This is a genomic window from Streptomyces sp. NPDC001904, assembly GCF_040297005.1.
Taxonomy (GTDB): domain Bacteria; phylum Actinomycetota; class Actinomycetes; order Streptomycetales; family Streptomycetaceae; genus Streptomyces.
The window spans coordinates 1-13,694 of record NZ_JBEOYI010000058.1 but is presented as its reverse complement, the minus strand read 5'-3'; the positions used below and the strand labels follow the sequence as shown (position 1 = coordinate 13,694).

Below are 13,694 nucleotides of genomic sequence, written 5' to 3'. Positions count from 1 at the left end.
CCTGCGGCGGGGGCCGCCGCCCCCGCGCCCCCGGGGGGGCCGCCGCCTCGTGCCGTGCCGTGACGCCGCTTCGGCCCCGCCCTCGCGACGCGCTCCACCACGCCTCTGCGCGCGCTTTATAGAGCCCGGATAGCGCCGGTGGTTTCGCTGGTGGGCGCAAGCGCGACGGGAGGCGAAGACAGTGACCATTGAGGACCTGCGCACGCGATCACGGTGGCTCAAGACGTTCCGCGGGCTGAAGCGGCCCGGGTACCGCCTCGTGTGTGCCCCGCACGCCGGCGGCACCGCCCAGGCCTACCGCACCTGGCCCGCGGGCCTGCCGGCCGACGTCGAGGTGCACGGCGTGCAGTACCCCGGCCGGCAGGACCGGCTCGGCGAGGCCCCGCCGTCCTCCATGGACGACCTGGTCGGCCCGGTCGCCGACGCCCTCGAACCCTTCCTCGGCGAACCCCTCGCCCTGTTCGGCCACAGCATGGGCGCGATCGTCGCCTACGAGGTCACCCTCGAACTCGAGCGCCGGCACGGACAGGTCGTGGACCTGCTCGCCGTCTCCGGATCGCGCGCCCCGCACGAGCGCGAGAACCACGACCGGCACATCCTGGACGACGCGGGCCTCATCGAGGAACTGCGCCGCCTCAACGACGACTTCGCCGAGCTGCTCGAATCCCCGGAGCTCCTGGAACTGGTCCTGCCCGCCATCCGCGCCGACTTCGGCGTGGTGGCCGGATATCTGCGCACCCCGCCGCTGCCGGTCCGCGCACCCGTGCTGGTGCTCGGCGGCAGCGACGACCCGGACGTCTCACCCGAGCAGCTGACCCACTGGCGGGCCTGCGCGGGCAGCGCCTTCGGCACCCGTGTCCTGCCCGGCGGCCACTTCTACCTCGCCGACGAGAAGCCGGTGCTCGACCAGCTCACCGCCTGGCTCTCGGGCCGCCGTTCCTGACCCACACGCCCGGTGCCGAGCACGCCGCGGCGATCCCACGAACACAGGAGTACGCGCAGCATGGCTGACCTGTCCCGTGCCTCGAACGTCGTCGAGATCCTCACCGAGCACGCTCGCACGCGCGGCGACTTCCGCGCCGTCGCGATCGTGCCCGACCCCTCCGACCCCGCCACCACCCAATGGGTGACCTACGACCAGCTGGACCGTGCCGCCCGCGGCTGCGCCGTGGACCTGCTGCGCAGCTGCCGCCCCGGCGACCGCGCCCTGCTCCTGCTGCCGAACTCCGCCGAGTTCGTCGTCGCCATCCTCGGCTGTTTCTACGCCGGCCTGGTGCCGGTGCCCTCGTCGATGCCGGGCCGGTACAAGCAGGACCGGCGCCGGGTGCGCGCGATCGCCCGCGACGCCGGGATCGGGGCGGTGCTCACCGGGTCCGACGAACGCAGCGACGTGCTCACCTGGGCCGAGGCGGAGGGCCTCGACGTCCCGCTGCTGGTCCCGGACGTCGACCCGGCGCCGCTCACCGAGCCGTTCGTCCCGCACGCGGCGGCCGCCCACGACCTGGCACTGCTCCAGTACACCTCGGGCTCCACCAACGACCCCAAGGGCGCCCGGGTCACCCAGCGCAACCTGCTGCTCAACGCGCTCGCCATCGACACCCACCTGCCGGTCCGCGAGGGCCAGCGCTACGGCGGCTGGATCCCCAACTACCACGACATGGGCCTGATGGGGCACATCCTGACCCCGCTCCTGGCCGGCCGCGGCATCGCCCTGATGACCCCGGCGGCCTTCCTGCGCCGCCCGCGCGCCTGGCTGGAACTCGTCGACCAGTACGACATCGGTCTGTCGGCCGCCCCCAACTTCGCCTACGAGCTGTGCCTGACCCGCGTCCCCGAGGACTCGATCGCCGGCCTCGACCTGTCCCGCTGGACCCGGACCATCAGCGGCTCGGAGCCCGTCAAGGCGAGCGTCCTGGAGGAGTTCGCGGAGCGGTTCGCCCCCGCCGGACTGCGACCGGAACAGCTCACCCCCTGCTACGGCATGGCGGAGACCACCCTGATGATCTCGACGACGTCGGGCCGCGTACCGCGCGTGCTCACCGCCGACGGCGACGCGCTCGAAGCGGGCCGCGTGGCACCGGCCGCCGACGGCACCGGCCGGGCGCTCGTCAGCTGCGGCGCACCGCGCCACCTGGAGGCCCGCATCGTCGACCCGGCGACCGGCGACGCCCTGCCGGAGGGCTCGGTCGGCGAGATCTGGCTGCGCGGAGAGCTCGTGGTGGACGGCTACTGGCGCAACCCCGAGGCCACCGCGGCCACGTTCGGCAACCGGGTGGCCAACGACCCCGCCGACGCGGGGGACTGGCTGCGCACCGGCGACCTCGGCGCCCTGGTGGACGGCGAGGTCTACGTCACCGGCCGGATCAAGGAGATGATGATCGTGCGCGGCCGGAACATCTACCCGCACGACATCGAGCACGAACTGCGGCGTCAGCACGAGGAGTTGCGCGACACCGTCGGCTCGGTGGTCTCCGTCGCGGCGGGTGCCGACGACACCGAGGGCCGGATCGTGGTCATCCACGAGGTCCGGCGCCGTGCCCAGGACGAGGAACTGGCCCGCCTCGCGGCGGGCATGCGCCTGACCGTGGCCCGCGAGTTCGGCCTGCGCGCCGACGCCGTGCTCCTGATGCGCCGCGGCGCGGTCCGGCGCACCACCAGCGGCAAGGTCCAGCGCGGCGCCATGCGGGCCCTGTACACCGACGGCGAGCTGGAACCGCTGTGGGCCGACGGCTACCCGGCGGCCGCGCAGGCCGTCACCGTCGCGGCGGGGGAGCGCGGATGAGCGCGCCCCGCGCGGTGCCGCAGCCCGCGCGCCAGGACACCGCGGCGCAGGTGCGCCCCACCGTCGCGGGCCTCGACCGGGCGCTGGCCGACTGGTCGCGGCCCGGAGGGCCCTTCGACCCCGCCCTGCTCGCCGCCCACGAGGAGAAGGAGAGCTTCCCGGCCGAGGCGTGCGCGGCGCTCGACGCCTGGGGACTCCCGGAGTTCTACGTCCCCGCACGCCACGGCGGACGTCAGGAACGCCTCGACGAGTTCGTCGCGCTGCTGCGCCGGATCGCCGCCCGCGACCTGACCGTGGCCGTGGCCCACGGCAAGACCTTCCTCGGCGGCGTCTGCGTCTGGGCCGCCGACGAGGACGGCCCCGCCCACCTGCTGGCCCGCCAGGTCCTCGCGGGCGAACCCGTGGCGTGGGGGCTGACCGAACCCGGCGGCGGCAGCGACCTGCTCGCCGGTGCGCTCACCGCCACCCGGCACGGCTCCGGCTGGCGCCTCAGCGGCCGGAAGTGGCCGGTGAACAACGCCACCCGCGGCAACCTCATGTGCGTCCTCGCGCGCACCGAACCGAGCGGCGGGGCCCGCGGGTTCACCGTCTTCCTGCTCGACAAGCGCGCCACCCCGGACGGCACCGTCCGCGCGCTGCCCAAGATGCCCACGCACGGCATCCGCGGCGCCGACATCAGCGGCCTGGAGTTCGACGACGCCCGGCTGCCCGCGCACGCCATGGTCGGTACGGTCGGCGGCGGCATCGAACTCGTCCTCAAATCACTCCAGTTGACCCGCATCGTGTGCGTCTCGCTGTCCCTGGGGGCCGGTGACCACGCGCTGGGGCTGCTGCGCCGCTTCCTCGGCGAGCGGCGCCTGTACGGCCGGGGTCTGGCCGACCTGCCGCACGCCCGCGACGTCGCGGGCCGGGCCACGGCCCGGCAGTTCCTCGCCGAGGCCGTGGCCCACACCGCCGCCCGCGCCGCCCACCAGGTCCCGGAGCAGCTCAGCGTCGTCTCCGCCGTCGCCAAGGCGTTCGTCCCGAGCCTGATCCAGGGACAACTGCGCCTGATCGGAGACCTGCTGGGGGCGCGCGGCTTCCTCACGGACGTCGAGGGGTACGGCGGCTTCGCCAAGCTGGAGCGCGACCACCAGGTCGTCCCCCTGTTCGACGGCAGTACGTGGGTCAACCGGGCCGGACTCGCCGCCGTACTGCCCCTGCTGCGCCCCGGGCGGCGGCCGGCTCCGGACGACGCCGGTTCCCCGGCGCACTGGCTGCGCGAGGACCACCCCCTGGACCCGCTCGACGCGCACCGCCTGCGGCTGATGGCCCCGCGCGACGCCGTGCTCGGCGCCCTGCCCGCCCTGGTGGCCGAACTGGCGGCGGAGGAGGGCGAGTCACCGACGGTCGGCCTCGCCCGCGCGCTGCTCGCCGCGAGCGAGGCCCTGGGCGCCGACATCGGCGCGCTGCGGCCCGCCGCGGGGCCGCCGGGCACCGCCGCCATGCGGCTCGCCGAGCGCTACGAGTGGTGCTTCGCGGGCGCCGCCGCGCTCGCCCTGCACCGTGCGCGGGCCCGGCTGCGCGACGGGGTGTGGGGCGCCGACGGGCGCTGGCTGCGCGGCTGCCTGGTCCTGGCCCTAGAAGCCCTGGACGCCGCCCCGGCCGACGCCGCGCAGGTGTTCGGCGAGCTCGGCACGCTCCTGACCACCGCGCCGGACACACCGGTGACGCTCCTCGACAGCGACGGCGACGGGGAGACCGGCGGACAGGACGCCGAGGTGCCCCTTCCCGGCGCTCCCGCGACGGACGTCCGACTCGACGGCGAAGTGGAGGCCGCATGATCGACATCGAGTCCCGTACCGACCATCTGGAGAAGCTGCTGGGCGACCCCTGGGACGCCCGCAACCCGGCCGGCTTCGCGGCGGCCGTGGCCGCCGACGAACGGGAGGAGACGGCCGCCGCGGCCGAGGACGCCCTGGACGACTTCGGCCTGCACGCCGAGTTCGTCCCCACCGCGCTCGGCGGCCGCCTCGCACGCGTCGACCACATGGTCGAGCTGATGCGCTCGGTGTACCGGCGTGACCCGGCCCTCGGCCTGGGCCGCGCCGGCCAGCTCCTCGCCACCGTCAATGTGTGGACCGCCGGTTCGCCCGAGCAGCGCCGCGCCGCGGCCGACCTCCTTCTCGACAACCGCAGGATCGCCGCCGCCTTCCACGAACTCGCCCACGGCAACGACATCGCCGCCAACGCCTTCGCGGCCCGGCGCGTCGACGACGGGCTCCGGCTGAGCGGACGCAAGGAGTCCATCGCCAACCTGGACCGGGCCGACGCCCTCGTCGTCCTGGCCCGGACCGGTGAGACGGACGGCCCGCGCTCGCGCTCCCAGCTGTTCCTCACCGCCGACCGGCTCGACCCCGCGCGGGTACGGCGCCTGCCCCGGTTCCGCTCCGTCGGCATGCGCGGCGTACGGCTCGGCGGCATCGCGGTGGACGGCCTGCACGTGCCCGGCAGCGTGCTGCTCGGCGCCGAGGGCACGGGCGTCGACACGGCCGCCCGCGCCTTCCAGGTGACCCGGATGGCGATGCCGGCGATGACCACCGCCCTGCTCGACACGGCCCTGCGCGTCACCCTGCACCACACGCGGCGGCGCATGCTCTACGGCCGGGAGGCGGCGGCCATCCCCGTCGTGCGGACGGCCCTGGCCGAGACCTTCGCCGATCTGCTGGTCTGCGAGGCGCTCTCGCGGGCGGCGACCCGCGCCCTGCAGCTTCGCCCCGAGTCCGGCAGCGTGCACGCACCCGCGGTGAAGTACCTGGTCGCGGGGGTTCTCACGGACGCCGTGGAGCGGCTCTCCACGGTGATGGGCTCGGAGTTCTACCGGCGCGACGGCGAGCACGCCGTGTTCCAGAAGCTCGCCAGGGACGTCAAGCCGGTCGCTTTCGGCCACATCGCGAGGGCGGCCTGCCTGTCCGCCCTGCTGCCCCAGCTGCCGGGACTCCTCGGCCGCTCCCGGCGCGACCCGTCCCCGGCCCCGGACGCCCTGTTCGGCGCGGAGACCGAACTGCCCGCGTTCGACCCGACCGTCCTGCGGTCGGTCTCCGGCGGCCGGGACTGTCTCGCGGCCTCCCTCGGCACCGTGCTCGATGCGGAACTGCCCGCCGCCGTGCGTCCGCTCGCCGAGGATCACGTACGCGCCTTCGCCGCGCTCACCGAGGCCGGCACGTCCCTGCGGCCGCGGCAACTGGCCATCGACGCCGAGGTGCCGGTACGGCGACTCGCCGCGCGCTACACCGTGGCCCTCGCCGCCGCCGCGTGCCTCGGCGTCCAGCGGACCGCGGCGGACGGCGACTTCCTCGCCCGGCCCGAGTGGCTGGTCGCCGCGCTGACCCGGCTGTCCGCCCTGGACCGGCCGTCGGGCGCGCAGCTGCCGGCGGGGGTCGAGGACGCACTGATCGAGGAGTTGACGGACCGGGACGACCGCCACCTGTCCTTCGGGCTCAGCGCCCGGGCGTACGCGTGAGGCGGCCGCCCGGCACCGCGCCCGCCCACAGCCCCCCCACACACACCGTTCCGGCAGCGCAGCCGGGCGGCCACCTGCACCGCACCTGCGAGGAGACCCTGATGACCACGTTCGCCTTCGATCCCACCGTTCCCTCGGAGCTCCAGGACTGGCTCACCGAGCGTGTCGCCGAGTACCTGCCGGACGTCACGGAGCCCATAGACCCGCACCGTGAACTCGGTGAGTACGGGCTCGACTCCATCGCCGTGGTGGCCTTCGCCGCCGACGTGGAGGAGCGGCTCGGGACGGTCGTCGACCCCACCGCGATATGGGACTACCCGACGATCGCCAAGCTCGCCGGATTCCTGGCGGCCGGGCTGCCGCAGGCCGCCTGACGGACCGGCCGGGTCCCCGGGCAGTCGATCCCCCGGGCCGGGGGACCCGGTCACACGCGAGGGGGCCGCGGTGGTTTCCCACCGCGGCCCCCTCGCGTCCCGTGGAGTCAGGCCGCGTCGCCCGCCATCGCGCGCACCAGGCTGAGCGGACGCATGTCGGTCCAGTTCTCCTCCACGTACGCGAGACAGGCCGCGCGGGTGTCCTCGCCGTGCGCCTTCTGCCAGCCCTCCGGGATCTCGGCGAACGCCGGCCACAGCGAATGCTGGCCCTCGTCGTTCACGAGCACGAAGTACGACGCGTCGTCGTTCTCGAACGGATTGGCCACGATGCCACCTCACAAAGTCCGTGCGGAATTGGGGTCGGCATGAGCCTGGGGTACGGATCTACAACTTTCCTACGGCACCTGCCGCGCCTCTCCCTGGCCACAAACTGCCACCGGGCGAAAAAGAAAGAAGCCCGAGGCATCCACATATCCGGATTCCACCGATCCGGATATCCGGCGGATGAGGTTCCGCATTCCGCTTGCAGCAGTGCTGAACAGGGTCGGAGAGCTCGGCGTGCGCGAGGGCAAGCGCTGTCAGTTCACTGCCAACGCAGCAGCCTGACAGATCGATTACTGGAGAAGGACGCGGAGCCGAGGCAAGAATCATGTCGTACCGAGGCGGCGCCCCGAAACGGATGCGAACGCCGAAGACAAACGGAAAGTCCAGGCGTTCAGCCCACTCAATTCAGAGGAGTTCACCAATGAGGTCCGCGGCATTCCAGAAGGTCTCCGTCGTCGCCGTCGCCGTGATCGCGCTCGTGCTCGGACCCGTTGCCGTCGGCAGTGCCTTCGCCGATGAGCCCGGCTGGCAGACCCCGCCGCCGAAGGCCGGCGAGGTCGTCCCCGCGCCCCCCGGTGAGCCGGGCTGGCAGGCCCCGCCGGCCGAGCCCGGCTGGCAGCGAATCGCGGACTCCACCCAGTGATCTTTCATTGCTCCTGACGGTCTGTTCTCCCGGCCCAGGAGGTCCGTTCCGGTAAAACTCGCCCGTCTGATGGGCGTGTTACTCTGCCGCCGTCGCGACAGGCTTGGATCAGGACTTTCGTTCGACGGGGTGGGGGGACGGGGTGCTTGAGCCGATTGGTTTGAGTGCGGTGGCAACCGAGGTCTACAGGGCCTCTTTGATGGGCTCGGGGGGATCGGTCGAAGAATTGGCCGCATTGGTCGGCCGGCCTGCGGAGACGGTGAGGGGAGCGCTCGACGAGTGCGTTCGCCTGGGCCTGATCCGGCCCTCCTGGGAGAATCCGGGCCGGGTGCGCGCGGTCAGTCCCGACGTAGCGCTCCAGGCCCTGCTCGCCCGCCAGGAGTCCGATCTGCTCACCCGGCAGCGCCAGATAGCCGAGACGCGGGTGGAAGTGGCCCGGCTGACCGAGGAGTTCGCGGCGCAGCGCAGCCGCAGCGAGCGCAACGAGGTCGAGCAGTTGCAGGGTCTCGACCGGATCCGCGACCGCATACAGGAGCTGAGCGCCGACTGCACGCGCAGTCTCGTGGCCTTCGCCCCGGGCGGGCACCAGACCTCTGACAACCGCGAGGCGAGCCGCCCGCTCACGGAGGCGCTGCGGGGCCGTGGCGTCGCCATGCGCACCATCTACCTGGACAGCATCTACAACGATCCCGCGACGGTGGCCCACGCCCGCTGGCTGGTGGACCTTGGCAACGATGTCCGGACCGTGGCCTCGCTGCCCGCCCGAATGATCATCTTCGATGGGGAGGCGGCGGTCGTTCCCATGGATCCGGACAACAGCGCCGAGGGAGCGCTGCTCTTCCGGGGCCGGGGGACACTGGCCGTCCTGTCCGAGCACTTCCGCATGATGTGGGAGCGGGCAGCACCCGTCACCACCGCCCGAAGACAGCGCACGAGCACCGACACCCGGGGCCTGACGGGCCAGGAGAGAGCCGTCCTGCGGCTGCTCAGCGAAGGACTCACCGACGAGGGCGTGGCACGCAAGCTCGGGGTGTCGGTGCGTACCGGCCGCCGGATCACCGCCGAACTGATGGCCAGACTCGGCGCCAGGAGCCGCTTCCAGGCGGGCCTGCGCGCGGCCCACCTCGGCTGGCTCGGCGAGCACCCGGACGAGGACGGGGCATCCGGCCGCGACCTCGCCGACCTGCTCGACCTCTCACCGTCCGAGGACGCGGAATCCTCCGCGGGCAGCCGGCTGGCCGGCTGCTGACCCCGCGAGGCCGACGCCCCGCGCGGAACGCACCGGGGCACCCCCGCCCGTGCGGAGCCGTCAGGCGGCCGTGGGGCCGGGCACGGCCTGCGGGCCGGACCGCGGGGCGAGGAATCCGCCCCGGTAGTACAGGAGCGGACCGGCGTCCTGGACGTTCTCCGGTGTGCTGAGGTCCACCACCCGGCCGACCACGATCCGGTGGTCCCCGGCGGGGATCACGGTCTCGATCCGGCAGTCCACCCAGGCGAGCCCGCCGGCGATCCGCGGGGACCCGGTACCGTCGGCCGGGCTCCAGGCCACACCGGCGAACTTGTCCGCCCCCGAACGTCCGAACCCGTGGCACAGGTCGCCCTGATCGGCCCCCAGCACCGTCGCGCAGAAGGCTCCCGCACGTTCGATCCGGGGGCCGGTCGTGGACGTCCCGGCCACCGCGTAGGACACCAGCGGCGGATCGAGGGAGAGCGAGGCGAAGGACTGGCAGGCGAAGCCGACCGGCCCGCCGTCGTGCACGGCGGAGATGATCGTCACCCCCGTACAGAAGCGGCCGAGCACATCACGGAATCGGCTCCGGTCGAAGCGGAGGGCGGTGGCTGTCGAGTTCACGCGAACCTCACAGAGCAGGGGGCGGCAGGCGCCGCGCCGCGGGGCGTACGCCGGGTGCTCACGGTCCCCGCGCCCCCTACACCGGGTCTACACGCGACGGTTCGGCCCAGCCCCGGGGCCTGTGGGATGCTCTGCTCCCCAGCGCGGCCGACTGCCGCCGCGCCGGGCGGCGTTCGACCTGCCGTGACGCCCGGCCGTCCCGTCTCCTCGGGGACCGGCCGCCCGTCCCGCGGCCGCCGCCGTCCGAGCTGTACCGGCGCCATAGGAATGCCGTAGGCGGGCGCCCTTTGATGAGCGACGTGTTGTAGGCCGCCGGCGTACCGTCCTGTCCCCCACCGGCCTTCCTGTTGAGATGTCGGAGAAAGGCCGTGTGGTGAGGTTGGAGAACTGGACGCCACTGGAGATCGACCCGGAGGGCATCGGCGGCCCCGAGGAACTCGTGGAACGCCTCACGGAGTTGGGGCCGCAGGAGCTCACCGGTCTGCTCGCCGAGGAGAAGGCCCTGGTCTTCAGGGGGTTCGACGTCACGGCGGAGGCCCTCTCCGACGTGCTCGCCCTGCTGCTCCCGTGCGGCTCGGGCCGGGACGCGGGGCCGGGCGGACGGGCCGTCGACGCCGTCTGCCGCACCGAGACGGGCCGGCCCGGGAGCACCGTCTGGCCGTACCACAAGATGAGCGCCGCCCATGCCTGGCCCACGCGGCTGGCCATGTACTGCGACGCCGCACCGCTCAGCGGCGGCGAGAGCGTGGTGGTGGACGCGGCGGGCTGGCTCGCCGCCCTCGACCCCGCGCTGCGCGAACGCCTGGTTCCCGGAGTGCGCTACGTCCGCTACTTCCACGACGGCTCCGGATTCGGCGAGAGCTGGCAGAGCGCCTTCGGCACCGACCGCCGCGAGCAGGTCGAACTGTTCCTGGACGGGACCGGGGACGAGTGGGCCTGGAAGGCGGACGGCGGCATCCAGGTGTCGCGCGTCCTGCCCGCCACCGTCCGGCACCCGATCACCGGCACCGAGGTGTGGTTCAACCAGATCCATCGCTGGCATCCGGCCGGATCGGGCCCCCGCGAGACGCTGTCGCGGATACTGCCCGAGGACCAACTGCCGTGGAACGCCACCTTCGCGGACGGATCCGCCATCCCCGGCCACACGGTGAACGAGATCTGCGGCCGCGGCTTCGCCACGGCCGTCGACATCCCCTGGAACCGTGGCGATCTGATGCTGCTCGACAACGTGTCCCTCGCCCACGGCCGCCGTCCCTTCACCGGGAGGCGCCGCATCTGCGTCGCCATGTCGAACTGATGCCCGTCGGCCGCACGGCCCCGACTGCCAGGAGCCTGTTCATGCACGGAGCGTCGTACCGGACCCTGCGCGAGACGGGTGCCGTCCATGTCTGGCAGGGCAAGGCGTCCGACCAGTTCGATGCCGCGGCCCTCGCGCTGCTCTCGCCCGACGAGCGGGCGGTCGCGGCCCGGCGGCCCGCGCCGATCGGCACGCGCTACGCGAAGGTGCACGCCGAGGTGCGGCGCATCCTCGCGGGCTACCTCGACGCCGACCCCGGCGAACTGCGCATGGGCCGCCGTCCCTGCCCGCGCTGCCCGGATCCGGCGCACGGCAGGCCCCGACTGGTGGTGCCCGGCACGGAGCTCGACTTCAACCTGTCGCGCTCCGGGGCGCACTGGCTGCTCGCGGTGTCCGCGGACCGGCCGGTGGGAGTGGACCTGGAGACCGCGCGGCCCGCGGGCGACCTCTGGACGACGTCGTCCGCCGTCATGTCACCGTCGGAACTGCGGTATCTGCGGAGCCTGCCCGACGAAGCGGCGCGCACGGCCACGTACTACCGGGCCTGGACCCGCAAGGAGGCCGTGGTCAAGGCGAGCGGAGTGGGCGTCGTGGCCGATCTGCGGACCGTGGACGTACGCCCCCACGAGCCCGGCCCCGTGTCCGTGCGCCATGCCGAGCCCCGCGGACCGCAGCTGTGGCTGGTGCGCGACCTGCCGCTCGGCCCCGACCGGTTCGGCGCCCTGGCCACGGAACCCGAGGCCCGCGGCCCGGTCCTGCTGGTCGATCCGGCCGGGCCCGGCACGGCCGTGATGCCCGTGCCGGACAGCGGCCCGGCGCCGGGTGCCTGACGGCCCCGACCGCCGGGCCCGCGGCGCTCAGGCCGCGGACTGTTCGACCTCACGCGCGTAGCGGCCCGTCTCCGCGAACAGCCGCACCAGGCTGTTGAGCCGGTACACGGGCTCGTCGGGCTCGTCGGAGAAGCCGAGCAGCCCCTGGTCCACCAGGGCCTCCAGGGCCGTCTCCAAGGGCGCCGCCGCGAGACCGAGCGACCGGGCCGCCGACCGCACGGAGAACACGTCCCGGCCGAGCCTCGGCAGCAGCAGGAGCAGCCCGCGCTGCTCGCGGGCCAGGCGGCCCAGCGACGCCTCCAGGCTGCGCGGCACGGACAGGCCGCGCGCCTCCAGTTCCCGCAGGCGGCTGTCCGGGTCCGCGAGGCGGTCCGCGAGCCGCCGCAGCGACGAGCTCGGCCGGGCCGCGAGCCGCGTCGCCACGATCCGTACGGCCAGGGGCAGTCCCGCGCAGTACTGGGCGATGTCCCTCGCGGACTGCGGCTCCGCGGCGATGCGCGCCGGGTCCACCGAGGCCGTCAGCATCTGGAGGCTCTCCTGCGTGCCGAGCGGTCCCAGGACCCGGGTGTGCAGGCCGCCGATCGGCCCGAGCAGCGTCTGGCTGGTGATCAGTACGCCCGGCTCGGGCGCCCCGGGCAGCAGCGGGGAGAGCTGGAGTTCGCTGACCGCGTTGTCCAACAGGATGAGGATCCGCCGGCCGGCGGTGCGGGTCCGGTACAGCCTGACCAGCTCGTCGAGGTCCAGCTCACCGGTGCCCACCGGCTCCCCGAGGGAGCGCAGCATCCCGACCAGGGCGTCGCGCGGATCGACCGGCAGGCCGTCCGGGTGGCTCAGGTTCACGTACAACTGGCCGTCGGGGAAGGCGTCAAGTGACTCGTTGGCCGCCCGTACGGCGAACGCGGTCTTGCCGATGCCCGGCATGCCCGTCACCAGGAACCTGCGGGTGTGCCACGAACGTCCCTCGGCCGGCGGGAGGAGCCGGCGCAGTTCGGCCAGTTCGGCCCGGCGGCCGGTGAAGTCCGGGATGTCCGCCGGGAGCGTGCTGGGCGGCGCCGAGCGCGCCGTCGCGCCGTGGGCCGGCGGGGCGACCGCGGAACCACCGGTCAGCACGCCCTGGTACACGGCCGTCAGCTCGGCGCCGGGATCGACGCCCAGTTCGTCCGCGAGGACCCGGCGGCCCGCGTGGTACGCGGTGAGCGCGTCGGCCTGCCGTCCGCCCCGGTAGAGCGCCTTCATGAGCTGCGCCCGCATCCGCTCGCGCACCGGGAACTCGGCGACCAGGGAGGTGAGTTCGGGGATCAGCCCGCGGTGCCGGCCCAGCTCCAGATCTGCCTCGATGCGGTTCTCCAGGGTCACCGCGCGTGCTTCCTCCAGGCGGGGGAGTTCGCTGTCGGCCAGGAACTCCGTGACGTTCGACAGCGCGGGGCCCTGCCACAGCTCCAGCGCGTCCCGCAGGAGTCCGCCGGCCCGCTCCACGTCGCCCGCCTCCTGCGCCTCGATGCCGGTCCGGCTGAGCCGTTCGAACTCCAGGAAGTCGATCCGGGCGTGGCCGACGTCGAGCGCGTAGCCCGGCAGCTGGCGCTCGATCCGCACGCTGTCGCCCAGGCGCATGCGCAACCGCGAGATGTAGGTGTAGATCTGCGCGCTCACGGTGACGGGCGGGTTCCAGCCCCACAGCAGCCGGCTCAGTTGCGCGTCGGAGACGACCCGCCCCCTGGCCAGCAGCAGAGCCGCGAGCACCGTCTTGACCTTGGTTCCCGACAGAACGATGGATTCGCCGTCTCTTCGGACTTCCACCGGACCGAGTATTCGGAACTCCATGACACCCCCTGGTTCGACGCTTTTCCGCCATCCAGTCTGTGAGTGCCGTGGCCGGTCAGGGGAGTCCCGGCCCTGTCAGGAGGCTGCACTGGCAGCTCCTTGCGAGCGGGACGCCGTGTGCTGCCGACACCGTCGTCCGTTGGACCGGTCGAGCCCGGAGTATGCCCGGGGGGGGGGGGGGGGGGCCGGGCCCCCCCCCCCCGGGGGGCGGGGGGGGGGGGGGGGACGGCGGCTCGGGGACCCCCGCCCCCGGGCCGGGCGGCCGGGCC

The 13,694-nt window shown here is 73.8% G+C and carries 12 protein-coding genes; 9 read left to right on the top strand and 3 right to left on the bottom strand.

From position 1 onward, the window contains the following. Positions 1–181: 181 nt before the first annotated feature. The 5 genes from ABT127_RS38980 (at position 182) to ABT127_RS38960 (ending at position 6,658) form a co-directional block, all read left to right on the top strand. Positions 182–943, top strand: a complete 762-nt coding sequence (locus ABT127_RS38980; RefSeq protein WP_351461252.1) for a thioesterase II family protein — start codon at positions 182–184, stop codon at positions 941–943. 60 nt (positions 944–1,003) lie between these two features. Then, positions 1,004–2,782 (top strand): fatty acyl-AMP ligase, encoded by a 1,779-nt coding sequence (locus tag ABT127_RS38975; protein ID WP_351461250.1) that lies wholly within the window; start codon positions 1,004–1,006, stop codon positions 2,780–2,782. Beyond that, the gene (locus ABT127_RS38970) at positions 2,779–4,605 is read left to right on the top strand and encodes an acyl-CoA dehydrogenase family protein (RefSeq protein WP_351461247.1); all 1,827 of its coding nucleotides are present in this window, start codon (positions 2,779–2,781) and stop codon (positions 4,603–4,605) included. The genes ABT127_RS38975 and ABT127_RS38970 overlap by 4 nt, the downstream gene beginning before the upstream one ends. Further along, entirely contained in the window at positions 4,602–6,284 is a 1,683-nt protein-coding gene (locus ABT127_RS38965) for an acyl-CoA dehydrogenase family protein (protein WP_351461245.1), read from the top strand. The genes ABT127_RS38970 and ABT127_RS38965 overlap by 4 nt, the downstream gene beginning before the upstream one ends. 101 nt (positions 6,285–6,385) lie before the next feature. Beyond that, positions 6,386–6,658 (top strand): acyl carrier protein, encoded by a 273-nt coding sequence (locus ABT127_RS38960; protein WP_351461242.1) that lies wholly within the window; start codon positions 6,386–6,388, stop codon positions 6,656–6,658. Positions 6,659–6,765: 107 nt separating this feature from the next. On the opposite strand, the gene ABT127_RS38955 is transcribed toward ABT127_RS38960, so the two are convergent. Continuing rightward, positions 6,766–6,984: an MbtH family protein gene (locus ABT127_RS38955; RefSeq protein WP_351461239.1), complete on the bottom strand. Its 219-nt coding sequence runs from the start codon at positions 6,982–6,984 to the stop codon at positions 6,766–6,768. A gap of 419 nt (positions 6,985–7,403) precedes the next feature. Between ABT127_RS38955 and ABT127_RS38950 the strand changes: the two genes are divergently transcribed. Continuing rightward, entirely contained in the window at positions 7,404–7,625 is a 222-nt protein-coding gene (locus tag ABT127_RS38950) for a hypothetical protein (protein ID WP_351461237.1), read from the top strand. Between the two features lie 226 nt (positions 7,626–7,851). Next, on the top strand, positions 7,852–8,874 hold the full coding sequence (locus tag ABT127_RS38945) for a LuxR C-terminal-related transcriptional regulator (protein WP_351461234.1): 1,023 nt from the start codon (positions 7,852–7,854) through the stop codon (positions 8,872–8,874). Positions 8,875–8,934: 60 nt separating this feature from the next. Here ABT127_RS38945 and ABT127_RS38940 read toward each other — a convergent pair whose 3' ends face one another. Then, positions 8,935–9,477, bottom strand: a complete 543-nt coding sequence (locus ABT127_RS38940) for a flavin reductase family protein (RefSeq protein WP_351461231.1) — start codon at positions 9,475–9,477, stop codon at positions 8,935–8,937. Positions 9,478–9,847: 370 nt separating this feature from the next. On the opposite strand from ABT127_RS38940, the gene ABT127_RS38935 reads away from it, so the two are divergent. Together ABT127_RS38935 and ABT127_RS38930 are read left to right on the top strand one after the other, a co-directional pair. Further along, complete coding sequence (locus tag ABT127_RS38935; protein WP_351461228.1) at positions 9,848–10,774, top strand: TauD/TfdA family dioxygenase; 927 nt, start codon at positions 9,848–9,850, stop codon at positions 10,772–10,774. A gap of 41 nt (positions 10,775–10,815) precedes the next feature. Continuing rightward, entirely contained in the window at positions 10,816–11,604 is a 789-nt protein-coding gene (locus tag ABT127_RS38930) for a 4'-phosphopantetheinyl transferase family protein (protein ID WP_351461225.1), read from the top strand. Positions 11,605–11,631: 27 nt separating this feature from the next. Here ABT127_RS38930 and ABT127_RS38925 read toward each other — a convergent pair whose 3' ends face one another. After that, a complete protein-coding gene (locus ABT127_RS38925) occupies positions 11,632–13,401 on the bottom strand; it encodes an AfsR/SARP family transcriptional regulator (protein ID WP_351461222.1) in 1,770 nt (589 codons plus the stop codon). Positions 13,402–13,694 lie beyond the last annotated feature (293 nt).